We start from the raw sequence: 23,547 nt of genomic DNA on the forward strand, positions 1-23,547 counted from the left end.
AACGCTGCGTCAACCAACGCTGTCATTGGAGAATCGGGGCTTCGGTGAAAGTGACCGGGTCAAAATCTATTTGGTGGTTATTGGCTTCGCAGCGCACGCTGAAAATGAACGTGCCACCGGACGGACTCGACACGTACACCCGTGTAACCCCCTCGGCATCGGCATAATTCTGTTCGGGACGGATCACCGCCGTGCCGCTGCTGCCGCTGGCCGGTCTGGCAAACCAGCGCACCAGACGATTGCGTCCGGGGTTTCGATAGTTGTCGCGCAGCGTGGCGTACAACGCGATTTCCTGCCCCGCAGGAACCGGCTCCAACGGCACCAGAGACGTTAATGGTGCCGGGAAGAAAAGCGTATCGGGGTCATCGGCGATGTTGATGGTCGGGGCCTGTTGCGCGTCGATCAGGTCAAGCCAGAACAGCGGCGTTTCCTGCCCCATGACCTTGCCCGGCAGATACTCGACCGTTACCGTTCCATCGACTTCAGTGGCCTTGGGCACAATCGTGCCGAGGCTCACTTGCCAGCACACATTGACGCCACTCAGTGGCCGCTTGTCGGCATCGCGCAGCGTCACGGTAAACATCACTTTCTCGTCGTCCTTGCCGGCCACCGCCTCAGTCTTGTCCACCACACAAGTCATGGTGACCAGCGGTTGCGTCACCTCATCGGCGAAGGTCACCACCGACTCGCGGCTGTCTGAAAGGCTGAGCAGCGCACGCTCGGCGGCGAACCGGTACGCATCCTTGTTGACGTCTTCCGGCAGACTGCCCACGAGGAAAATCGTCAGGGCGTCCATGCCGCTGTCCCGGGCCAAGACGCGGATGCGCATCAGCAAATCGAGCTGGGGCAGTGTCTTGAGAATGTTCAACGTCGGGTCGATACGGCTGACACACTCACGCACCTCCTGCACGCTCCAGTCGAAAAACGCCGCCAGTCGCAACGCGGCCGCTTCCTGTGCCAGGCGCAACGCGTCGCCTGTCAGAGGGCTGGGCAATGCATTGACCTGACGCAGGTAATCGAGCAGTTTGCCGGCCGGTTGCGCGCTCAGCTCGAAGGCCCGACCCAGTGTGCTCAGGTAATACAGGGTACGGATAGACAGCAGATGTCGATCGTTCTGAGCCATCCAGGCCTTATGGCCGTACTGCAGAAAGTCTTCGAGCAACACCGCAGACAGATCCAGCTGGTTCGTCACGGCGCTGCGACGTCGCACGTCAGCCAACAAGCTCAGCAGCGGGTCGGGTTGTTCAGAAGCACGTGCAGCGCGCCTGAGCGCATCAGCCGCATCACGATCGGCACGCGCGCTGACCTGAGACAGCAATTGATAAACGGTGGACTGTGCCCAGGTCAGCATCAGCAATCCGCGTTCGATATCAAGGCCGGTGTACGCCACCAGACACTCCCTGACGACCGAGACCTGCGCTTCCCGCGCCTGCAACAGCACGCCGAGCATGCGCTCGACAAGAACGCTCCGAACGGCGTCTTCGCTCTCGCCCAGCCCTTCCCTGATGGCCTGGTCGAAGATTTCCCTGGCCAGGCTCAGGTATTGGGCCTCGGGTAATTGCAGATCGATGATCAACCCCCTGTCGTCGACCAGCTCGGTCAGCAAATGCAGCCAGTCCAGCCCTTCCAGCGAGGGCACGCCAGCCATCGACAACCCGGCATTGTTGAACAGCGTCGCCGGCAGCAGGTTGAGAATCTGCTCAAACAACCGACGCTCAGCCTGCGTGGCTACCGCCAGCGCCTGCAGCGGTGCCACGTGGTTCAACGTCCACAGCACAGGGATTTCGCGATCCCTGCACCAGGATACACAGGCGTGCAGGGCATCAATCAGATTGAGCACGTCCGGTGGGGTTTGGCTTTCGAGTCGTGTGTACAGGCGCGGTACACCTGCCAGCCCGTCGACCCAGCGCTCGCCACCCAGCAGGGTCAGCATCAACACCCCTTCGACCGGGGTAATGCCCAATAACCGTGGCAACTTCACCAAACGGTAGAAACTCGAAATGACTGCCGGGGTGCGCCTGAGCGTGCCGTTGAACCCGTGTGCCCGTTCGATCGCGACCGCAAGGTAGGCATATGTCTGCAGATCGATAGCCAATCCGCTGCACAACTGGCTGATCGTCAGCGCCGTCCCGGACTGTGCCGGCAGCGTCGCAAATGCTTCGCCGTCCAGCACCAGGGGCTGACGATAATTGCCCTGGCTGTTGAAGGTACGATCGAACAGTGACAGGGCATCGGCACGGCCGTAAATCGGGATTTCATCGAGAAATGCCGCGAAGTCCTCTGCCGAACAGCCATAGCGTTCACGCAGCGACTGAAACAAGCCGAGGGCCTGCACCTGATGGGTGGAAATCCACCACGGGTCTGCCCGTTGCGCCTGACGTGTCTCTGCCCTGATCGCCGCCGTCAACAACGCGTCCACCTGCTCGCTGGGCAGTTCCAGCCATCGATCCAGACGCAACTTGCGATTCATTCGTTCGTAGCGGTCAATGGTGGCCGGGTCTTGTGTAAAACGATGCAGAAAAGTTGTGCTGTCTTCACTGTAAACAATGCCGAGTGCCGGGCTGGTCGCGGCATTGAGGTACACCGAGCCGGATCGCTGGCTCTCGTCAGCGCCCGGTTGCTCGCTTTCATACACAGTGACGTTGGCCGAACGCGTCGGGGCGAATTCGCGAATCGACAGCAACGACTCGATATCACGGGTGTCCAGCCCTGTTTGCTGGCCAAAGAACTTCACCTGATTGAGGTCCTGCCAATCTTCTACGGTCGTACCAAAGTTGCGTTGGTAATATTCGAGTTTGTTTGCCTCGTCAGTGGGCGCCTCCGTCAACAGTTCACGCTGGTAGGGCCCCAACCGCGACGCATGGGTAAAGGCGCGACCGGCATCGTTGTCCCACGCCTCGGGCTGCAGGAAGTAGGGATAGGCCAAATCCACCATCTGGACGATATTGCCCACCGACAAGCCATGTTCCCGGGCGACAAAATCAAGCGTGACCCAGTGCTGGTAGTACGGCAGACCGTTGGGATAACGGGTCTGGATCAACGCCTCTTCGAGGTCAGTGGCGTTATCGTTTTCCTCGATGAACGTTTCGAGTACCGGGACGATGATGTCCAGCGCCGACACCGCCTGATGCACGGCATTGAAGTCAACCCGCAGCCTCTTCAGATCCTGCCGACGCTCATGCAAATCGAGCTTATCGGCGCTGCCCATGGGGAGTATTTTCTCTTCGATCCAGCGCAACAGCTCAATCAGGTAGGCCACCGGGGAGACGATTGACTCCAGTGCCTGCGGCGGGCACATGGCATCGAAATCTGGCGAGAACAGCTGCTCGTAGCTTGGGCCATCGACCCTCGACAACAGACCGCTCCCGGGGCGGGTGACCCGGGCGTTCGAACCGCTCAACGAATGTTCAATGAACTGGCGCCGGACAAACACCGCCAGGCTGTTGGCCCTGCGTAAAAAGGTCTGCGCATCGTCGGGGTTCATCCGGTAATGCCTGACCAGCCCCTGAACGCCTTGTTCGACCAGCGGAAAAACCGAACCACCGTTTTCCAGGTGATCACAAAAATCGGCGTAGGTTTCGCGCTGTTCGTCACTGAATACCTGTCTCAGCCACTGCTGCACCGGGCGGATCAAAGGCTCGGTCATGGTCGGGCTCCCGGAGCAATCGACGTGATCTCGAAACGCTCGCTTTCAACCCAGTCGGATACGGTCGAGCCATCCGCAGCGTCAGTGATGGTCTGCTGGAATCGACACCACTGGCCGCCTGGCAGCAGGGGCTGCGTTGCCTCGGCGCTCCAGCCTTGAGCAGTGACGGCAATACCTGCGCTCAGCACGGTGTCAGGGTTGAACCAGGGCACAACGCACCCGACACCCGTGCGTCCCTTGCCGACGAAACGCAGCGGATTTTCGACCCGGAATCCCGGTGCCGGCTCATCGATAGCTGGCAAATAGGTGCCCAGTACCACTGGAAGTGCAGCCGAGGCGGCAGAGTCGAAATCATCACGCGAAGCCACCGCCACCAGATTCGCAGGGCCGACGGACTGCCCCGTTTCCAGCGTCAGTGACCAGGTACGGTCCTCAAGCACCGGGGCGCTTGCGCGCGTCGTGCCCCTGCTGCCTGTCAACGTCACAAGCACGGTGTCGCCCGGATAGCCAAAGCCGGACACCACGACCTGACGACCGATGTGCACGCCGCGTCCGGGGCTTTCGATCACCGGGGCGGCAGGCACCACTTTGTAAGTGCGCGGAGGACTTTCCCTGGACGCGTGGGTCTCGAAGAATTGCCGGCCCTTTACGGTGTAGCTGCCGACCGGCAACGTTACCTCGGCACGCCATTCGCCCACAAAGTTGACCGGGACTTTATCGAGCAGGATTTCACTGGGATTTTCACGCCAGATCGTCACTTGACCAAAGGGTTCGGCGGTGCCCGAAAGCGTCGAGGTCCGGGCCAGCGATTGATTCGGCGCCGGCACCCTGATGACCGGCGGCACCAGCACGACAAAATAGCTGCGCACGGCACTGGGCAAAGAAGGTCTGCCCGCGATGGTTTGCACGGCTTCGATCTGGTATTTGCGAAACTCGAGTTTTTTCAGTTCGACGAACCAGGCGCCATGAGTGGTCAGCCGTTTCGGCTCACCCAGATTCCGTCCGAATTGCGCATCCCGCAGTTGCAACGTCGCACCGTTGTAGCCGTTGATTCCCCGCACGGTCATGTTGTAGTGGGTGTCTGTGTTTTCAGTCGGCTCGGTGATCACCAGTTGCTCCGGGCTGACTGTAAACGCTTGAGAAACGGGTGGCGATGGGCGCCCGGCAACGCTCTGGATCACCGTCACGGTGTGCTGCTTGTCCGGGGCGAATCCCGCTTCGCGCTTGAAGGTCCATGTGCCGCTGGTGCCGACGGGCCGGTGTTCGTTCCCGCTGTCGCTGTATTTCAGGCTCAGCGTCGCGCCGGGCCAGCAGGTGCCGGAGATTTTCGGTGACAGTCCATCGTCCTCGACATCAGTGATAACGGGAGCCAGCAGCGGCACGGTGATTGTCATTTCCACCGCGGCGGAAGCGAGCGCACCGTCCTTCTGCACCAACAACACAACCTTGGTGGTGTTCGGCTCCCAGACTGCAGAGGCCCGTGCCGACCACCCTTGCGCCGTGACCGGTGCAGGCGGTGCGATCGGCGCGCCGGTTGCCTTGTCCGTCACGTGCACCGTCGCGCCACTGACCCCCTTGCCAGTCAGGACCGGCGTGTAATCGACCACCGTACAAGCCAGCTCAGTCGGCGCCGGAAAACGGTCGATATTGATGATCCGCTCCACCGCAGGCGACACCGCTTCACCCAGTTTTTGCACGACTTTCACCGTGCGCGTCGAACCGGGCGCCCAAGCCTGAGTAGCCCGGGTCAACCAGCCTTGCGCCGTGACGGTGGTTGCCGGAGCAACCGCACTGCCATCGGCCTTGTCGGTAACCTCGACCGAAGCGTTGATAAAGCCCTTTCCGGTGAAGGTCGGGGTGTAATTGGAAACGGTGTGAGTCACCTCCGTGGGCGCCGGCAACTCTGATGAAGTCCTGAACAGGTACTCGTGGGAGGGAATCCAGCCTCCGGCGTTATCGGAAACTTTCTGCACGACCTTCAAATTGTAAACGCCGAAGGGCCATTTCTGTGAGGTCGTTCTCCAACTGCCTGCGGTCACGACTACCACAGGTGGCGGTGTCGCCTCTTCCGGGCCGTTGACGATGGTGATCTCAACCGTGGCGCCGGTAAAACCTGCGCCGGAAAACTCGATGGTGGTGAGGGTTGGATAGGTGACGCTGACGGAGGTCAGTGCAGGGGGGCGGATTTTGAACGAGCGCGGCGAACTTACATCGGAAGTGACGCCTGACAGCGTCTGCCGCGCAACAATCGTAAAGCTGCCCGGCGGCATGTCTTGAGTGAACGCAGTGACCTGCCATTGTCCGTTGCTTTCTGCTGTGCCCTGGCCAATCTTGAATGAATGTTCCAAATCCTTTAGGACTTCGACAACGGCACCTGAAACAGCCCTCCCCCCCGCTATCGGACCTCTCGGATCGGTCACTGCTGATTCGGATGGCGTCGTGATTGTCGGCCGCAGAAGCAAGGTGAAATATTGCGTTGCAGTCCAGTCATTCAGCCCGCGGTGACCAGCCTGCATTTCGACCAGACCACCGTTAGGATAATTATCCTGGTTGAACGGGGCCTCCCATGTGCGGTTGGATTTAACAAGTGCTGTTGCATGTAAAACACCACCGCCGGGTTTCATCACGTCAATTGTTTTTCCCGGCGTACCCCGTCCGGTAATCAATAGTTGAGCGCTGGCGCGTACCACTGCTCCTGGTGACGGGGAATCGATGACCGGAGCTACTTTCAAAACCACAGTCATCAAATTGGATCTAGAGGATGAGTATGTGCCGACTTTCTGAATGGCATAATAAGTCAGTGGCTGTATTTCAACAGGCAGACTAATATTAGCCGTCCAACTGCCACCGACCCGAATAGTGGCGTTACCCAGCGAGGCATTATCCGCAGCATTATAGAGAGTGATTACACCATCATTAAATAAACCACCACTACCCTGCACTGTGAATTGGGGTGACGTTACGTCACCGGAAGGCTCATTAATAATTGGTGTAGTAACTTCGATAGTGAACGACACTCTTGATGTCGAAGCCTGAATCGCTTCCAGGTGATAACTACCAGGGGGATGAGCATTCAGGATGCGGGACCATGTATTCCCGTTGATTATTCCGCTACTTATCTGAACCGATTCTTGCCCCCGGTACAAGTGCAATACTATATTCATCGGAAGGCTTGTGGTGCCCGTGACGGAAATCGGGACAGGAGGGATAGTTCCATTATTTGCAGGCGTGATAATTACAGCGCTGGCTGGACCAGTTTCGCCATCATATTCCTGAACCATGAACACGCCCTCCGGTTCCACCCCCAAGAATTGAACATCTGTATATAGCTCATTGGGGAACTATTAAAATCCATTCACTCATTCACCCTGTTTATTCTTTCGCCCTGAAAAAAATCGCTCGACAACGATTCGCGGATTGCCGAGCCTCTCATCAACTACCTCATCACCCTGAACAGCATTTATTGGAAATACTTCCCATGAAGAATGCTCCCACCCATCATTATGAGTACCATCAAAGTTGCATGCGATACGGAATTGTATATTAGCGGATTGAATCGGAATTGATCCGTATCGTACATAGGCAATAAATTCTGAAGGCTGTACTTCCTGCCACATTGCATCGGGAGAAGGTATAGTTCGCATTACACTGAAATTATGAAATTCAAGATTCAAATTCCCTCTGTACCACGGCTTATCTATTGGACGCGTAGTCATTTTGTACATATTAGTCCTGACATCAACCGTTCTTCCGTCGGCAGATTTTTTATATTGATAATACAACCACGCATGCAACTCAGGAATCCTGTGATTAAGATAAGCCACTCTGGTTACTGCGTTATCCCAGCCATCAGAATAAGTAAAATCAGTATCAAAAAATTCACCTCGCCCATGATAAATAGTTCCTGACCTTTCAGCTTGGAACTTCGCCCAAAGCTCAACTTCACTCAAATCAATTTTCGCGTCCTTCATAACATTCTCCTCAAGTGAAGTTTTAATTTACTTCCCCGCTGCTCACCCGCCTACTGTCAGAACTGACAGTTAAAAAGATCAAATACTTCTAAAAAAATATTTTATAGACACTAAAATAGCTAACGATTCCCCGCCCTACTTCGACACGCGCAGCAAACTACAACGCCTTGCGCCTTTGCCTACAGATCCGCCAGAATCCGCCGGCTTGTGCGCCTTGCCGATGCCCCGTAACGTGATCCGTGCCGCTGCCAATCAGTGGTCGGGTTTAGTCGCCCGGGAGGTACTGCGAAAGGTGCATGAGCGTCATTAAGTCGGGTATTCCCTATCCCCGCACTCAATGGTGGCTGTGCGCAGGGCGCCCTCGGGCGCGCCGGTTTTTTCGTAGTCCTCCCGGTCGACTAACCTGCGTCCAGCCGCCACCTCTCGTTTAGTCGGTGAGCACTAGCCTGGAAGACCAACCACGGCATCTGGCGATGGCGATTTATCAGTTGAGCGAGATGGGGTTGTTGCTGGCAGAGAAGACGCTGGACAGTGAGCGGGCGATTGCTGTGGGTTAGCCCGTAGATAGACGTTGTCGGGTCTGACGCCTTCGCGGGCAAGCCCGCTCCCCCAGGGATTTGTTGTGTGCACACATTCCTTGATCAACCCCGGACACTGTGGAAGCGGGCTTGCCCGCGATGGCAATCGTGCGAGCGCCGCCGAAGTCAGGCCGAAGCCGGCAATGGCTGGAAGCTGAAGTACTGGCGCAGCGCCTCGACCAATTGCCCGTATTCCGGAGGCGGGCGTTGCAGGCTGAAGCCGGCGTCGTAATGCAGCGGTGTGGCGTCTTCCTGGCACCACAGGCAGCACGCGTTGAAGTCGATCACCTGCTGGCAACCATCGCTGGCGGGGATTCTCAAACGCAGATGGAACTCGGCGCCGATCATCATCGGCAACTGACTGATGAGCATCAGCCCGTCTTCGGACACGTTGCCCAGAAAACCGATGGGTTTGTCGGTGACGCTGTTGTACACCCGGAGGAAGTACGGCAGTTGATGCCGTTCGATTCGGCGGTCAGTAAACATGCGCAGTACGCCATGCAAGGCTCCACTACAGAGCCGCACCTTTGCTTCGGAACGGGCCCGTCTCGCAGACACGCTCTCCCCGCTCCCGGTGTGACGGTCGCCAATACGCCATCACCTCAACCTCTACCAGTCGCAGGTGTTGCCTCGGTTCGAGCGCCAGGCGCCGAACCGGATCAATGGACTATAGCTCAGCTTGTACAGTCGGCCAGCGTTTGTATGACACCCGGCATCAGAAGCGTTGCGGACCTGGCACGGCCGCTGCGCTACGCGTCGGGTAATGACCCAGGCTCTGCAGGGTTTCCAGGCGCGCGCGAGCGCGGAAGGCGTATTCGCTGTTGGGGTACGAGGCGATGATGAACTGATAGGTCTGCGCCGCGTCGATGTACATTTTTTGCCGTTCCAGGCACTGACCGCGCATCATCGACACTTCCGGCCACACATACGGGCGGGCACGGCTGGCGCGTTCGACCTTGGACAGTTCGAGCATCACCTGCTCGCAATTGCCCCGGTCATAGGCGCTGTAGGCGTTGTTCAGATGATGGTTCATCGACCAACGGGTGCAGCCCGTGACGGCGAGGACGCTGAGGGCAAGGGCGGCAATGGGCACGAATCGCATGGGGTATTCTCCTGTCTTGTGATCATTATCGACCTCGGGCGAGAAATCTTCAGAGTCCTTTGTTCCGATTGTCGCGTTCAATAAAGAAAACAATAAGTAGTGCAAACGAACAATGACTACACCCAAAGAGCGTAGTAGCCTCTGCGAGCGCTTGAACCTGAGGAGTCTTTGCATGTCCGTCCGTCGTACCAAAATCGTCGCTACCCTTGGCCCGGCCAGTAACTCGCCGGAAGTTCTCGAACAGCTGATTCTGGCTGGTCTGGACGTCGCCCGTCTGAACTTCTCCCACGGCACCCCCGACGAGCACAAGGCTCGTGCGAAGCTGGTGCGTGACCTCGCGGCCAAGCACGGCCGCTTCGTCGCCCTGCTGGGCGACCTGCAAGGCCCGAAAATCCGTATCGCCAAATTCGCCAACAAGCGCATCGAGCTGAAGATCGGTGACAAGTTCACCTTCTCCACCAGCCATCCGTTGACCGAAGGCAACCAGCAAGTGGTCGGCATCGACTACCCGGATCTGGTCAAGGACTGCGGCGTGGGCGACGAGCTGCTGCTCGACGACGGCCGCGTGGTGATGCGCGTTGAAACCGCCACTGCCACCGAACTGCACTGCATCGTGACCATCGGCGGCCCGCTGTCCGACCACAAAGGCATCAACCGTCGCGGCGGCGGCCTGACTGCTCCGGCCCTGACTGAAAAAGACAAGGCCGACATCAAGCTCGCCGCCGAAATGGAAGTCGACTACCTCGCCGTGTCTTTCCCGCGTGATGCGGCGGACATGAACTACGCCCGTCAACTGCGCGATGAAGCTGGCGGCACTGCCTGGCTGGTGGCGAAGATCGAGCGCGCCGAAGCCGTGGCCGATGACGAAACCCTCGACGGTCTGATCAAGGCCTCCGACGCCGTCATGGTTGCCCGTGGCGACCTCGGTGTGGAAATCGGCGACGCCGAGCTGGTGGGCATTCAGAAGAAGATCATTCTGCATGCACGCCGCCACAACAAAGCGGTGATCGTGGCGACCCAGATGATGGAGTCGATGATCCAGAACCCGATGCCGACCCGCGCCGAAGTGTCCGACGTGGCCAACGCCGTGCTCGACTACACCGACGCCGTGATGCTGTCTGCCGAATCCGCTGCCGGCGCTTATCCGCTGGAAGCCGTGCAGGCCATGGCGCGCATCTGCGTTGGCGCTGAAAAGCACCCGACCAGCAAGACGTCCAGCCACCGCATCGGTAAGGAATTCGAGCGCTGCGACGAGAGCATTGCGCTGGCGACCATGTACACCGCCAACCACTTCCCGGGCGTCAAGGCGATCATCGCGCTGACCGAGAGCGGCTACACCCCGCTGATCATGTCGCGTATCCGTTCGTCGGTGCCGATCTACTGCTTCACCCCGCACCGCGAAGCCCAGGCCCGCGCGGCGATGTTCCGTGGCGTGTACACCGTTCCGTTCGATCCGGCTTCGCTGGCCCCGAACGAAGTCAGCCAGAAAGCCATCGACGAGCTGGTCAAGCGCGGCGTCGTGGAAAAAGGCGACTGGGTCATCCTGACCAAGGGCGACAGCTACCACACCACCGGCGGCACCAACGGCATGAAGATCCTGCACGTTGGCGATCCACAGGTCTGAGTGAATCGCTGAAAACCAAAAGCCCCGGCATGTGAATGTCGGGGCTTTTTGCATTCTGATCCAACAGATTTTGTATCGGCTCTGGCCTCATCGCTGGCAAGCCAGCTCCCACAGGGCCAGGCGGTGATCACAGATCTTGCATCCACCACAAAAACTGTGGGAGCTGGCTTGCCAGCGATGAGGCCAGCCCGGCCAGCGAGAATCTCAATGCCGCTTGATAAACCCGGTCAATGCCGCCAACGCCTCCGGCGAGCGCAAGCGCTGGGTGAACAGCGCGCCCTCCTCCTCGATCACCTTACGGATCATTTCGCGATCCGGCGCCCTCATCAATTGCTTGCTGATGCGCACCGCGTCCGGCGGCAATTCGTCGAAACGCAGAGCCATTTCCCGGGCCTTGTTCTGCGCCGCTTCGCCACTGCCCAGCGCCTCGCTGGCGATGCCCCACTGCGCGGCCTGCTCACCGCTGAAACCTTCACCGAGCAACAACAACTCGGCCGCTTTGGCCTGCCCGAGCAAACGCGGCAGGATCAGGCTGGAACCGAACTCCGGGCACAGCCCCAGGTTGACGAACGGCATGCGCAGCCGCGCATCGCGGCTGACGTAGACCAGATCGCAATGCAGCAATAACGTGGTGCCGATGCCCACGGCAGCACCGGCCACGGCGGCAACCACTGGTTTACGGCATTCGAGCAGATTGAGCATGAAGTGGAACACCGGGCTGTCGAGGTCGCTCGGCGGTTGCTGGATGAAGTCGGCGATGTCGTTGCCGGCGGTGAAGCATTCGGCGCTGCCAGAGATCAGCACGGCAGTGATTTCAGGATCGCTGTCGGCCTGCTTCAGGGCCCCGGCAAGGCGACTGTACATCGCGCGGGTCAGGGCGTTTTTCTTGTCCGGGCGGTTGAGGCGCAGGGTGAGCAAACCGCGTTCGCGTTCCAGCAGGATGGCTTCGGTCATCAGCGTTACTCAACATTAAAAAGGGCTGACAAAGTTCTTTTTTGGTGATGCAAAACTTTTGTGGTGAGGGGATTTATCCCCGATTGAGTGCGCAGCGCTCACAACATCCTGGGGCCGCTGCGCAGCCCATCGGGGATAAATCCCCTCGCCACAGGGTTCCGCCTTGCTCCAAAAGGATCAGCGCTTAACGGCGGGACAAAAACACATCGGCCAGCAGCTGATTGCGCGGCAGTCCGGCCAGGTACAGACGCTTGGCAAAGGCCTCGACGCTGGCAGTCGAGCCGCAGACTAAGGCCAGGGTCTGACGGGAAACAAGGCGCAGTTGCGCCAAAGCGGCGGCTGACTCGGCCGCCGTCCATAGCTCGACGCTGAGGTTTTCGCGCTGCGCAGCGAGCGCCGCCAGAGGTTTGGCCAGATAGTGCTCACGCGCGTCATGGGCCAGATGAATAAGGCGGATGGCGCCTTGGTGATCCTGACGCAAGGCTTCGCGCAGCACGCCGAACAACGGCCCCAGCCCGGTGCCGGCAGCCAGCAGCCACAGCGGGCGCGCGTGCCAGTCCGGGTCGTAATGCAGGGCGCCGCCGCGCAGCTCGCCGAGGCGGATCGGGTCGCCGATCTGCAGGCGCCGCGCCGCATCGCTGAATTCGCCGGGCTGGCGACAGTCGAGGTGGAATTCGAGATAGCGGTCTTCCTGCGGCAGACTCGCCAGCGAATATGGCCGGGCGATGTGGTTGATCCACAGCACCAGATGCTGCCCGGCGCTGTAGCGCAGCGGTCGTTGCGGGGTCAGGCGCAAACGCAGTACGTTGTCGCTGAGCCAGTCCAGCGCCTCGACCAGCGCCGGGCGACCGTCAGTGAGCGGGTCGAACGTGTGCACGTGCAAGTCTTGCGTAACCTGACACTGACAGGCCAGTCGCCAGCCTTCCTGGCGCTGTTCGGCACTCAAGGCGTCCGGACGACTGTCGGTGGGCAAGCCGTTCACGCACTGCACCAGACAGGCATGGCAACTGCCGGCGCGGCAACTGTAAGGCACCGCGACGCCGTGCTGATTCAGCGCGTCGAGCAAATTGCTGCCCGCCGCCACCGACCATTGCCGGTCACCGACCCTAAGTTCAGGCATCTACATTCTCCCATGCCGCGGCACAGCGATTGCGCCCGTCGCGCTTGGCCCGGTACAGCGCCTGATCGGCGCGCTGCAAGGCGTCGTCCAGATCATCACCCAGTTCCAGCAGGGTCATGCCTGCCGACAGGCTGAGGTTGCGCACGTTCAGCCCCACCAGTTCGACATCAGTGAAAGCAATGCGCAGGCGTTCACAACAAGCCGTCAGGCGTTCGGCATCGCAGTCGGGCAGCAACACCACGAATTCCTCGCCACCGTAACGCGCCAGTACGTCGCCGTCACGCAGGCAGGCACCCGCCACACCGGCGAAGGCCTGCAACACCTGATCGCCGGCGGCATGACCGTGCAAATCGTTGATGCGCTTGAAATGGTCGAGATCGATCAGCGCCAGACCGTGAACCACACCCGGCTCCATGTCGTCGAGTTCGCGGGAAGCCAGACGCAGAAAATGCCGGCGGTTGAACAGCCCGGTCAACTCATCGGTGGCCACCAGATCTTCGAGCTGGCGCATCATCCCGCGCAGGGTGTCCTGATGCGCCTGCAGGGCAAACCGGCGCTGGCGCATGCGTTGCCGTGACACCTGGACAAAGCGTGCGTAGATCACCAGCCAGGCCAGCACCATCGCCAGAATGCACACCTGCAATGCCGCCAGCGCCGGATCCGGCAGACGGAAGTGGTAGCCATCCCAGAGGGTGATCGCACAGAAACTGAAGAACACCAGCAGCGCGCAACGAATGAATGCGCGACGGGTTAAATGAAACAGGCCGAACAGCAGGATCAGCACGTAGAACACCAGAAACGCGCCGCGTGCTTCGTCCAGATGAGCGATCAGCCAGGTCTGCCAGCCGAGCCCGAGCAGCACTTGCGCTTCGGTCAGGCTGGGGTCGGCAAAGCGCTGATTGTGCCCGGACCAGAACAGCGCAAACAACGTGGCCTGGCAGATCACCACCAGCGCACTGCCGATGGCCACGCCGTTCAATGATTGCGGGTAATGTCCGGTGAAAAATGCCAGCCACAACAACAGCAAAGCCAATCCATAGGTGGCCGCAGCGAGGGCGAAGCGTTTGAGCAAAAGACGTTGAATGGCGTTATGGGTCAATCGTTGACTCACCGTGCGATAGGAGGCTGACCGAGTGTCCTACTCTACAGACCGGATGCCACTTTAGAGGGGCGGTCGATAAATGACCACCGATTTTCGGCGCCAAAAATTGACGTCAAATGCATGACCCATCAATGCCCCATGAAGACCTGTGGTGAGGGGATTTATCCCCGATGGGGCGCGAAGCGGCCCCCTGTAATCCCTCAGACAAACCGGGTGCACAGGATTTACGGCTGCTGCGCAGCCGATCGGGGATAAATCCCCTCGCCACAATGTTTATCCGACCAAAAGCCAATGTGTGCCCACCACCGAGGCGCGGTATACTGCCGCGCCTTTTTAGCGTCGCGCCAGCAGCCCCGGCGTGCCTTGAAAGGTGCTTGCAACCGACCGATGCACCCAAGCTGCAAGCACCTTATTGAATGTTCCCGTCTTTTAGAGGAGCGCGACTCATGACCGTGATCAAGCAAGATGACCTGATTCAGAGCGTTGCCGACGCCCTGCAATTCATTTCCTACTACCACCCCGTGGATTTCATCCAGGCGATGCACGAAGCCTACCTGCGCGAAGAATCGCCAGCGGCCCGTGATTCGATCGCACAGATCCTGATCAACTCGCGCATGTGCGCCACCGGCCACCGCCCGATCTGCCAGGACACCGGCATCGTCACCGTGTTCGTACGTGTGGGCATGGACGTACGTTGGGATGGCGCGACCATGAGCCTGGACGACATGATCAACGAAGGCGTGCGCCGCGCCTACAACCTGCCGGAAAACGTCCTGCGAGCCTCGATCCTCGCCGACCCGGCGGGCGCTCGCAAAAACACCAAGGACAACACCCCGGCGGTCATCCACTACTCCATCGTCCCGGGCAACACCGTGGAAGTGGACGTGGCGGCCAAGGGCGGCGGTTCCGAGAACAAGTCGAAAATGGCCATGCTCAACCCGTCCGACTCGATCGTTGACTGGGTACTGAAGACCGTTCCGACCATGGGCGCCGGCTGGTGCCCACCAGGCATGCTCGGCATCGGCATCGGCGGCACCGCCGAGAAAGCCGCGGTCATGGCCAAGGAAGTGTTGATGGAGTCCATCGACATCCACGAACTCAAAGCCCGTGGCCCGCAGAACCGTATCGAAGAGATCCGTCTGGAGCTGTTCGAGAAGGTCAACCAGCTGGGCATCGGCGCCCAGGGTCTCGGTGGCCTGACCACCGTGCTCGACGTGAAGATCATGGATTACCCGACCCACGCCGCTTCGTTGCCGGTGTGCATGATCCCGAACTGCGCCGCCACCCGTCACGCGCACTTCGTGCTCGACGGTTCTGGCCCGGCATCGCTGGAAGCGCCATCGCTGGATGCCTACCCGGAAATCGTCTGGGAAGCCGGCCCGTCGGCCCGTCGCGTCAACCTCGACACCCTGACCCCGGAAGAAGTGCAGAGCTGGAAGCCGGGCGAAACCGTCCTGCTCAACGGCAAGATGCTCACCGGTCGCGACGCGGCGCACAAGCGCATGGTCGAGATGCTGAACAAGGGTGAAACCCTGCCGGTGGATCTGAAAGGTCGCTTTATCTACTACGTCGGCCCGGTGGATCCGGTCGGTGACGAAGTGGTTGGCCCGGCTGGCCCGACCACCGCGACGCGGATGGACAAGTTCACCCGTCAGATCCTGGAGCAGACCGGCCTGCTGGGCATGATCGGCAAGTCCGAGCGTGGCCCGACCGCGATCGAAGCGATCAAGGACAACAAGGCTGTGTACCTGATGGCCGTGGGCGGCGCCGCTTACCTGGTGGCCCAGGCCATCAAGAAGTCCAAGGTGCTGGCCTTCGCCGAACTGGGCATGGAAGCGATCTACGAGTTCGAGGTCAAGGACATGCCAGTCACCGTCGCGGTGGACAGCAACGGTGAGTCGGTACACATCACCGGCCCGGCGATCTGGCAACAGAAGATCGCCGAAAGCCTGGCGGTAGAAGTGCAGTAAGCGTTTCGCAGCATGAACAAGGCCGGCCCGTCATCTGACGGGCCGGCCTTTTTTGTGCCCTGCACATTCAAAGCCCTTTGGCACCTGTCAGATCTGACAGGTTACGAAATCTTTTCTTGTTGATAGCGTCTGTCCACGCACGTGCTTCGCGTGTGCAATGGATCCGACCATGGCCGATCAAGAGCTGAGCATCATCACCCCGTCCATCGCCAGCAGCGCGTCGATCACAACGATCGGCAAAAGCTGGGGGGCAGTGGGTGCCACTGGCGCGGCTACATTTGAACTGCCACTGCCGCTATCCGCCGGACGTGGCTGGGATCCGCAACTGTCGCTGACGTACAGCAGTCAGACCGGCAACGGGCCGTTCGGCATCGGCTGGAGCCTGGGCATTGCTCAGATCAGCCGTGGTACCGCAAAAGGGGTACCGCGTTATAGCGATCTCGATGAAATCATCGGTGATGATGGTGAGGTGTGGCTGCCGGAACTCAACGACGACGGCACAGTAAAGTCGCGCCTTGAAAAATCCTACAACGGAATTGAAGTCGGCTATCACAACGTGGTGCGTTACTGGCCGCGGGTCGAACGTGACTTTGCGCTCCGCGAGCGCTGGCAACGGGCGACAAAAACGGCAGCCGAGCCACCCTTCTGGCTGATCCACGGCGCGGACGGTTCACTGCAGGTATACGGCAAGACCCGCGCCTCGCGCCGGGCCGATCCGGACGATGCACTTCGCGTCGGCAGTTGGTTGCTGTGCGAGAGCATGAACCCGCTTGGCGAGCACATCTGCTTCGCCTATCTGGCCGATGACCAGGACCTCGACCCGATTCACGATTACCGCGCCCAGCGCTACTTGCGCGCGGTGTTCTATGGCAACGTCACGGCCAGCCAGCATTTGTACAGCTGGACCGTGGAGGATCCGGCCGAACTGGATTGGCATTTCCATCTGTTGTTCGATTACGGCGAGCGCACCCGTTCACTGACAGAGGCTCCGGTGTACGCTGGCGACAGCCTGGCTGTCTGGGATAAACGCCGGGATCCGTTCTCCACCTTCGGTCAGGGTTTCGAGCTGGGTACGCGGCGCCTGTGTCGACAAATCCTGATGTTTCACAACTTCTCGCGGCCTGCCGGTGCGGATCCACTGCTGGTGCGGCGGCTGCTGTTCGAATACCCGTCACCCTCTGATCCGTGGACGTACAACCGGATCAACGCCGCTCACTATCAGGCCTTCGATGCCAGCGGCGCGCTGGAGACGACACCGCCGGTGGAGTTTGATTACTCGCCCTTCGCGATCAATAAAATCCCGACCCGGATGTTTGCCGAAGACAATATGCCGGGCGTTGAGGATGGCCAGTTTTACCAGTGCCTCGACCTGTACGGCGAAGGTCTACCGGGATTTCTCTGCCGCTACGATCAGTGCTGGTATTACCGCGAACCGCTTCGTGCAATGGCGGGACCTGACGCCATCACCTATGCGCCCTGGACTGAACTGGAACAGATCCCGGTGGCCAGACGCGACGGCGCCGCCCGGCAGATCTTGCTCGACCTGACCGGCAACGGGCGACTGGACTGGAGCGTTGCCGAACCGGGCATCAGCGGATATCGCACGTTGAATGCCGACCGCAGCTGGGCGCCATTCATCGCGTTTAACGGCATGCCGCTGGAATTTTTCAACACACTTTCGCAGCTCGGCGACCTGGTCGGTGACGGCCTCAACTCGCTGGCACTGATCGGTCCGCGCGCGGTGCGCTTGTATGCCAATCGCCGGGAGCAGGGATTTTCCAGCGCCGAAGAGGTGCCTCGCGAAGACAATGAGGACAGTCTGCCGCTGTTCGGCAACGCCCCCACAGAACTGGTGTTTCTGGGCAACATGCTCGGCAGTGACATGAGCGAGCTGTGCCGGATCCGGCACAACGAAATCAAATGCTGGCCCAATCTGGGGCATGGCAAATTCGGCGAAGGCCGGGTGATCAGTGCCCTGCCCTTCCTGTACGACGAATTCAACGTCGAGCAACTGCGGATCGCCGACCTCGACGGCTCCGGCGCACCGGCCTTGATTTATCTGAAAACCGCCGGCTTCGAGATCTACCTCAATCGCGGCGGCAATGGCCTGGAACAGACGCCCGTCTTCGTGCCGTGGCCGCCAGGCGTGAGTTACGACCGTCTGTGTCAGGTCACTTTCGCCGACCTGCAAGGCCTGGGTTGTGCCAGCCTGATCCTGACGGTGCCGCACATGACCCCGCAGCACTGGCGCTACGACTTCGTCGCAGCCAAGCCTTATTTGCTGACCGCGACCAACAACAACATGGGCTGCGCCACGCAGGTGGTCTACCGCAGCTCTGCCCAGGAATGGCTGGATGAAAAGCAGCAGTGGCGAGTCGAGCATCCCGGGGAAATACCGGTGTGCCATTTACCGTTCGCGGTTCAAGTCGTCAGCCGGCAACGCCAACTGGATGAAATTACCGGCAATTGCCTGACTCAATCGTGCGTCTATCGCGAAGGCGTCTACGACAGCACCGAGCGTGAATTTCGTGGTTTCGGTCACCTGCAGCAGACCGACAGCGAACGTTCGGCGGGCGATGACGAAGCTGGCTTCACAGCACCGGTGCGGGTCTGTACCTGGTTCTTGACCGGGCAGGCGATGGATCGATCAAGGTACGGCTACTTCGACGGTGACCGTGACGCAGTTGATTTGCGACCCACCGTCTTCAGTCGCTATCACCCCGGTGATGAATACGATGAACCCGTAACGCCAGAGGACGAAGGCGTACGCCATGCAATCGCGCGCGCGCTGGTCGGCGCCGTCGCCCGTATCGAAACCTGGAACGGCACTGACGAGCCGGCCAATACACGGCTCTGTGCGGTAGAGGAGTTTCGTTATCGGGTGCGAGATGTCTTGCCCGCGGGGCAGCGGGGATCGGCAGCCGTGTTGCTAGTACAGCCCTTGGAAAAACTTAGCTATCAGTACGATGGTTTCATTGACGACCCGTTGTGCCGTCATGAAATCCTGCTCGCCAGCAGCGAATACGGCCACGCCACTCACAGCCTGACCATCAGTTATGCACGACGGCGCCTGCCGGGCGATCCCCCGCCTTTCAGCGACCCCGACGAACAACAGTGGTGGCGGGACGCGCATGACCCGGCGCAGCGTTTTTTTTATCTCGACGAAACACGCGCACGCTCGATCAATCTGGACAAGAACCCGCAACAATGGCGCCTCCACCTGCCCTGGCAGCAACGCCGCAATGCCCTGGTATTGCCCAACGGCGACTTGCCATCGGGTCTCAACCCGCAAGAGACAAACTGGGAGTCACTCAAGGAACATGTCCGCTCGCCCGAGTGGAATGCCCTGCGGGTGCTGACCGGACAAACCGTGCAGCGCTATATCAAGACAGAAGACGGCAGTCTGCTGCCCGACGGCTCGGCAGAATTTGAAGCGCTGACAGGGCCGCTGGAAATGGCCAGCTTTGACAAGACGGCCCTCGCCGCCTACGACGTTCTGCCGCCACCGTTCGATATCCTGCAGGAGCTGGCGAACATCGGTTACACACCCATGCCGCTACTGTTCGACGACACGGCGGTAAACGCGAACGCCGAAAGCCTTTGGTCCGCGCATTACAACTACGCGAAGTACGCCGAGGCCAAGGATTTCTTCCGGGTCCTTGCGTATCGCGAAACCCTGAGCCACGGCTGGACCGAGGCGCAATACGACGAGTATCGCCTGCTGGTCATCAGCGTCGAACTGCCGGATGGCTGCATCACCCGCTGCGAATACGATCGCCATGCTCTGCAGCCAGTGCGCATCATCGATGCCAACGAGAACATTCAGGAAGCGCTCTATGCACCTTCCGGCCAACCTTTTGCGACCAGCTTCCATGGCACAGAAAACGCTGTCGCTGCCGGTTTTCGACCGCTCGACGAATACGTTCGCCCAGTAGATCCAGGCCCGGACGCCGCGATTGCCAACCCGCAGGCGACCGTACAAAAAGCGGCCAGCACCTTGCACAGGGATTTGTTCAGCTGGATGGGACGGTTGCCGACACAGGTCAACACAACGCCGCAACTGCTTGACCAATGGCTGGCCAGCGGCGATGTCTTGCCGAGCCTGCACATTCGCGCCAGCGCGCGCCGACGGCTGGCGCAATTGACGGCGCCGACACCCGCCGAACAGGCACTGCGTGAACTCATCAACGTGGTTGCGCGCACACCGGTGCACAGCGCGACGCTGAGTGCCGACCGCTATCCCGATGATCCGGTGGCGGCACAAGTGCAGATCATCATCAGCTACGTGGACGGTTTTGGCCGCGCGTTGCAAACCCTGCAACGGGTCGAACCCGGAATCGCCTGTGTAGTGGCCGCTGATGGGTCACTGATCGTCGATCGCGGACAGTTGCGCGAGGAACACGCCGAGTCACGCTGGCGGGTCAGTGCCCGGGTCGAATACAACAACAAGGGCCTGGCCGTGCGGCAGTTCCGGCCGTTTTTTGCCGATACTCACGGCTACGTCAATGATCAATCGCTGCGACGGTACGGCTACTTCGATCAGCTGTTCTATGACCCGCTCGGGCGTCCGGTCAAGTTGATCAACGCCAAAGGCTACTTTTCTCGCGAGACCTATCATCCGTGGTATCAGACCAGCGAAGACTTCAACGACACCGACGAAACCGCTGAGCAGGCGTCGGCTTCACCACGGATGCTGCACTGATGAGCGCCAATCTCCATCGGCGCACGCCATCGCTCGTCGTGATCGACGGTCGCGGCTTGCCGCTGCGTCAGGTTGGTTATCTGCGCGCACGGGCCGATGAGACGGCCCAGGCCCTGGTGACTCGCCAACAGCACGATATGGCCGGGCGTCTGGTGGCGCAGTTCGATCCACGCCTGAGCGGCCCGAGCACTACTCACCTCTACGACCTCAACGGCCAGCCACTCAAGGTCAGCAACGTCGACGCCGGCTGGCGCCTGAGTCTGCCCGGGCTGGCCGGGCAAACCGTGCAGCGCTGGGACGCGCGCGGCGTGCACTGGCGCAGCCGCTACGATGAGCTGCTGCGCCTGGTGGCGATCAGCAACAGCGCCGACACGCTCAGTGGCACCTTTACCTATGCCGATGCCAGTGCTCCGCCCGAGCACAACCAGCGCGGCCGATTACTGGAACAAATCGACCCGTCCGGCAGCCTGCACCTGACCAGCTACAGCCTGGCCGGTCAGCCACTGCGCGAAAGCCGCACCTTTACCGATGCCCGGGAATTTCTCACTCAGCGTATTTTCAGCCCGCTGGACGCGATGCTGGAACAGACCGACGCTGGCGGCCATCGTCAGCAATTGCGCTACGACGTCGCCGGCCAACTCAAACAGTTACAACTGCTGCTGGCCGGCGACCACACCTGGCAGGAGGTGTTGCTCGACACGCAGTTCAACGCCGTCGGACAAATCATCAAACAACAGGCCGGCAATGGCATTGCCAGCGACTGGGACTACGAGCCAGGCACTGGGCGTCTGCAGCGGCAATGGGCGCGAAAAGGTGCGCAGCCACCCCTGCAGGACATCAGTTATGAATACGATCCGGTCGGCAACCCGACACGCATCCTCGACAACGTGTTCACTCCCAGTTATTTCGCCAACCAGCGGGTCGACGGCGAACGCGCGTTTCATTACGACTCGTTGTATCGGCTGATCAGCGCCAGCGGTTACGACGATGCCACCCCCGGCGACATTCCCGGCCGACCGCAGCCCAGCGATCCCAGGGATCGGCGCAATTACCTGCAGACCTACCGCTACGATCACGGCGGCAACCTGACGCAACTGCGTCATGTGCGCGAAGGCGCCTGCCAGACCCGGTTGATGCATATCGACGCAGCAAGCAATCGCGGTGTGCGCTGGACAGAAGGTGATCCCGCACCGGATTTCGAACGGTTATTCGACCGCCACGGCAACCTGATGGCCCTGCAACCGGGACAGACATTACGCTGGGACGCCCGCGATCAACTGGCTTCGGTGACTCTGGTCCAACGCGAAAACGGCCCGGATGACGCCGAGTTCTATCACTACAGCCAAGGCGCGCGTGTCTACAAACGCCATGACACCTACAGCGGTTCTACCCGGCATTTCCACGAAGTGCGCTACCTGCCCGGACTGGAAATCCGCAGCAAGGACAACACGGAGCAACTGCACGTCATCAGTCTCGCCACCGGCGGCGGCCATGTCGTTTGCCTGCATTGGCTCAGCGGAAAACCGCCGGGCGTTGCCGACAACCAGTTGCGTTACACCCTCAATGACCACTTGGGCTCATGCGTGATGGAACTGGACCAGCAGGCGCGCCTGATCAGCCACGAAGGCTATTACCCGTTCGGTGCGACCGCGTGGATGAGCGCGAATTCGGCGGTTGAGATTGACTACAAGACGCTGCGCTATTCAGGCAAGGAAATGGATGTCAGCGGTTTGTATTACTACGGTGCGCGGTATTACGCGCCGTGGTTGCAACGATGGCTCAGTGCGGATCCGGCGGGAGATGTCGATGGGCCAAACCGGTTTGCGTTCGTGGGTAACAATCCGCTGCGCTATGTGGATCCTGACGGAAACAACAAGGCGGAAAGTGTGATCATGCTGTATTCAGCCTTTCTTTCCAGCGTCCAGGGACATTCCACGCAGGTGGCGGGACAAATCCACAACATTCTCCATGAGGAGGGTGTGGCAATGAATCTGGCACTGAACATGGCAGGCGAAGTCGTGAGAGGGGTCGTCGGCTATGAGGGCGGTGTCGCAGGCGGCAAGCTGGTTGACCTGGTCATTCCCAATATGCCTGGCACCACACCTTACACCACGACCGGAGGAGTGATCGGCGGCAATATTGGCGGCGACTCTGCCACGGCCATGATAGATCCGATCGCCAACAGCGCCGGTCTCAGAACGGGCCCACTGATTCCGCAAACCTCGCAGATCTCGGTCAAGGCCATTGATCACAAGCTGGGCATCCGAGCAGGCGCCAAGGACATCAGCTCCTGGCGAAACGTGAAGGACGAGCTGATTCATCCGGGCCTGGATGCGGTACTCAACCCCTCCTTCATCATGGGCCGGCTCATGGCTTCGTGGATCTCGATCATCCCCGCAGCACAGAACATGTTTGCCCGGGCAGTAGAAGCAGAAGACATCAAAAACCGCCTTGATCCGGTAAAGATCCAGAAAATAGACACAATGCTCGATGACTGGAAATCGGCGGTAGAACAACGTGCCGGCTGGGCTGAAAATGCATTCGATGCGCTGGGCACCGACATCGTTTACCCGGCCAACTCACTGCCGAACATCAACCACATGACATCGGTAGAGACCCTGGCCCCCATCTCTCGCTCGGACCTGCGTCGTCTGACCCGTTTTACGCTGTCCACCATCAAGCGCTCTCAAGACATGATGACGGCGTACAAAGCGATGGGCACTACTGACAATCAGTTCTTGCTGGCGCAGCGCCGAACCCGGAAAAAGGCAGCCTGAA

General features: G+C 59.9%; 12 protein-coding genes and 1 pseudogene. 5 read left to right on the forward strand and 8 right to left on the reverse strand.

Going from position 1 to position 23,547, the window contains the following annotated elements; translation table 11 throughout:
• Nucleotides 1–22: 22 nt before the first annotated feature.
• From HXW87_RS25880 to HXW87_RS25890, 3 genes are all read right to left on the reverse strand, one after another.
• Nucleotides 23–3,646 carry a Tc toxin subunit A gene (locus HXW87_RS25880; RefSeq protein WP_239777976.1) on the reverse strand — a complete coding sequence of 1,208 codons (3,624 nt, stop codon included), beginning with the start codon at nucleotides 3,644–3,646 and terminating at the stop codon, nucleotides 23–25.
• Nucleotides 3,643–6,927: a hypothetical protein gene (locus tag HXW87_RS25885; RefSeq protein ID WP_239777977.1), complete on the reverse strand. Its 3,285-nt coding sequence runs from the start codon at nucleotides 6,925–6,927 to the stop codon at nucleotides 3,643–3,645. Before HXW87_RS25885 ends, HXW87_RS25880 begins: the two co-directional genes overlap by 4 nt.
• Before the next feature lie 78 nt (nucleotides 6,928–7,005).
• Nucleotides 7,006–7,617: a hypothetical protein gene (locus HXW87_RS25890; protein ID WP_239777978.1), complete on the reverse strand. Its 612-nt coding sequence runs from the start codon at nucleotides 7,615–7,617 to the stop codon at nucleotides 7,006–7,008.
• Between the two features lie 443 nt (nucleotides 7,618–8,060).
• Between HXW87_RS25890 and HXW87_RS25895 the strand changes: the two are divergent.
• Nucleotides 8,061–8,174: pseudogene (locus HXW87_RS25895) on the forward strand (DUF6124 family protein); the annotation flags it as partial.
• 147 nt (nucleotides 8,175–8,321) lie between these two features.
• On the opposite strand, the gene HXW87_RS25900 reads toward HXW87_RS25895, so the two are convergent.
• Nucleotides 8,322–8,681: a PilZ domain-containing protein gene (locus HXW87_RS25900; RefSeq protein ID WP_095668448.1), complete on the reverse strand. Its 360-nt coding sequence runs from the start codon at nucleotides 8,679–8,681 to the stop codon at nucleotides 8,322–8,324.
• Between the two features lie 229 nt (nucleotides 8,682–8,910).
• Complete coding sequence (locus HXW87_RS25905; protein ID WP_047296095.1) at nucleotides 8,911–9,297, reverse strand: lipoprotein; 387 nt, start codon at nucleotides 9,295–9,297, stop codon at nucleotides 8,911–8,913.
• 172 nt (nucleotides 9,298–9,469) lie between these two features.
• Here HXW87_RS25905 and pyk point away from each other — a divergent pair, with 172 nt between their 5' ends.
• On the forward strand, nucleotides 9,470–10,921 hold the full coding sequence (gene pyk, locus HXW87_RS25910) for a pyruvate kinase (protein WP_041068487.1): 1,452 nt from the start codon (nucleotides 9,470–9,472) through the stop codon (nucleotides 10,919–10,921).
• Nucleotides 10,922–11,125: 204 nt separating this feature from the next.
• Here the strand turns inward: pyk and HXW87_RS25915 are convergent, their stop codons facing one another.
• The 3 genes from HXW87_RS25915 to HXW87_RS25925 all read right to left on the reverse strand — a co-directional run bounded on the left by HXW87_RS25915 (nucleotide 11,126) and on the right by HXW87_RS25925 (nucleotide 14,094).
• The gene (locus HXW87_RS25915; protein ID WP_239777979.1) at nucleotides 11,126–11,875 is read right to left on the reverse strand and encodes an enoyl-CoA hydratase-related protein; all 750 of its coding nucleotides are present in this window, start codon (nucleotides 11,873–11,875) and stop codon (nucleotides 11,126–11,128) included.
• 184 nt (nucleotides 11,876–12,059) lie between these two features.
• Nucleotides 12,060–12,995 carry an iron-sulfur-binding ferredoxin reductase gene (locus HXW87_RS25920; RefSeq protein WP_131671137.1) on the reverse strand — a complete coding sequence of 312 codons (936 nt, stop codon included), beginning with the start codon at nucleotides 12,993–12,995 and terminating at the stop codon, nucleotides 12,060–12,062.
• Nucleotides 12,988–14,094: a GGDEF domain-containing protein gene (locus HXW87_RS25925; RefSeq protein ID WP_239777981.1), complete on the reverse strand. Its 1,107-nt coding sequence runs from the start codon at nucleotides 14,092–14,094 to the stop codon at nucleotides 12,988–12,990. Before HXW87_RS25925 ends, HXW87_RS25920 begins: the two co-directional genes overlap by 8 nt.
• Nucleotides 14,095–14,543: 449 nt before the next feature.
• Here HXW87_RS25925 and HXW87_RS25930 point away from each other — a divergent pair, with 449 nt between their 5' ends.
• The 3 genes from HXW87_RS25930 (at nucleotide 14,544) to HXW87_RS25940 (ending at nucleotide 23,546) form a co-directional block, all read left to right on the forward strand.
• The gene (locus HXW87_RS25930; protein WP_027612504.1) at nucleotides 14,544–16,067 is read left to right on the forward strand and encodes a fumarate hydratase; all 1,524 of its coding nucleotides are present in this window, start codon (nucleotides 14,544–14,546) and stop codon (nucleotides 16,065–16,067) included.
• A gap of 169 nt (nucleotides 16,068–16,236) precedes the next feature.
• Nucleotides 16,237–20,769: a SpvB/TcaC N-terminal domain-containing protein gene (locus tag HXW87_RS25935; RefSeq protein WP_239777982.1), complete on the forward strand. Its 4,533-nt coding sequence runs from the start codon at nucleotides 16,237–16,239 to the stop codon at nucleotides 20,767–20,769.
• Nucleotides 20,769–23,546: an RHS repeat-associated core domain-containing protein gene (locus HXW87_RS25940; RefSeq protein WP_239777983.1), complete on the forward strand. Its 2,778-nt coding sequence runs from the start codon at nucleotides 20,769–20,771 to the stop codon at nucleotides 23,544–23,546. Before HXW87_RS25935 ends, HXW87_RS25940 begins: the two co-directional genes overlap by 1 nt.
• The last annotated feature ends 1 nt before the right edge of the window (nucleotide 23,547 follow it).

Origin of the sequence: Pseudomonas sp. Y5-11 (assembly GCF_022368695.1) — a bacterium.
In the GTDB taxonomy this organism is placed as follows: domain Bacteria; phylum Pseudomonadota; class Gammaproteobacteria; order Pseudomonadales; family Pseudomonadaceae; genus Aquipseudomonas; species Aquipseudomonas parakoreensis.

Excerpts from the sequence above, each read along its gene's own strand:
- HXW87_RS25905 (WP_047296095.1), bottom strand. The coding sequence starts at position 9,297 with ATGCGATTCGTGCCCATTGCCGCCCTTGCCCTCAGCGTCCTCGCCGTC.
- HXW87_RS25880 (WP_239777976.1), bottom strand. The coding sequence starts at position 3,646 with ATGACCGAGCCTTTGATCCGCCCGGTGCAGCAGTGGCTGAGACAGGTA.
- pyk (WP_041068487.1), top strand. The coding sequence starts at position 9,470 with ATGTCCGTCCGTCGTACCAAAATCGTCGCTACCCTTGGCCCGGCCAGT.
- HXW87_RS25930 (WP_027612504.1), top strand. The coding sequence starts at position 14,544 with ATGACCGTGATCAAGCAAGATGACCTGATTCAGAGCGTTGCCGACGCC.
- HXW87_RS25915 (WP_239777979.1), bottom strand. The coding sequence starts at position 11,875 with ATGACCGAAGCCATCCTGCTGGAACGCGAACGCGGTTTGCTCACCCTG.
- HXW87_RS25885 (WP_239777977.1), bottom strand. The coding sequence starts at position 6,927 with ATGGTTCAGGAATATGATGGCGAAACTGGTCCAGCCAGCGCTGTAATT.
- HXW87_RS25940 (WP_239777983.1), top strand. The coding sequence starts at position 20,769 with ATGAGCGCCAATCTCCATCGGCGCACGCCATCGCTCGTCGTGATCGAC.
- HXW87_RS25900 (WP_095668448.1), bottom strand. The coding sequence starts at position 8,681 with ATGTTTACTGACCGCCGAATCGAACGGCATCAACTGCCGTACTTCCTC.
- HXW87_RS25920 (WP_131671137.1), bottom strand. The coding sequence starts at position 12,995 with ATGCCTGAACTTAGGGTCGGTGACCGGCAATGGTCGGTGGCGGCGGGC.
- HXW87_RS25935 (WP_239777982.1), top strand. The coding sequence starts at position 16,237 with ATGGCCGATCAAGAGCTGAGCATCATCACCCCGTCCATCGCCAGCAGC.
- HXW87_RS25890 (WP_239777978.1), bottom strand. The coding sequence starts at position 7,617 with ATGAAGGACGCGAAAATTGATTTGAGTGAAGTTGAGCTTTGGGCGAAG.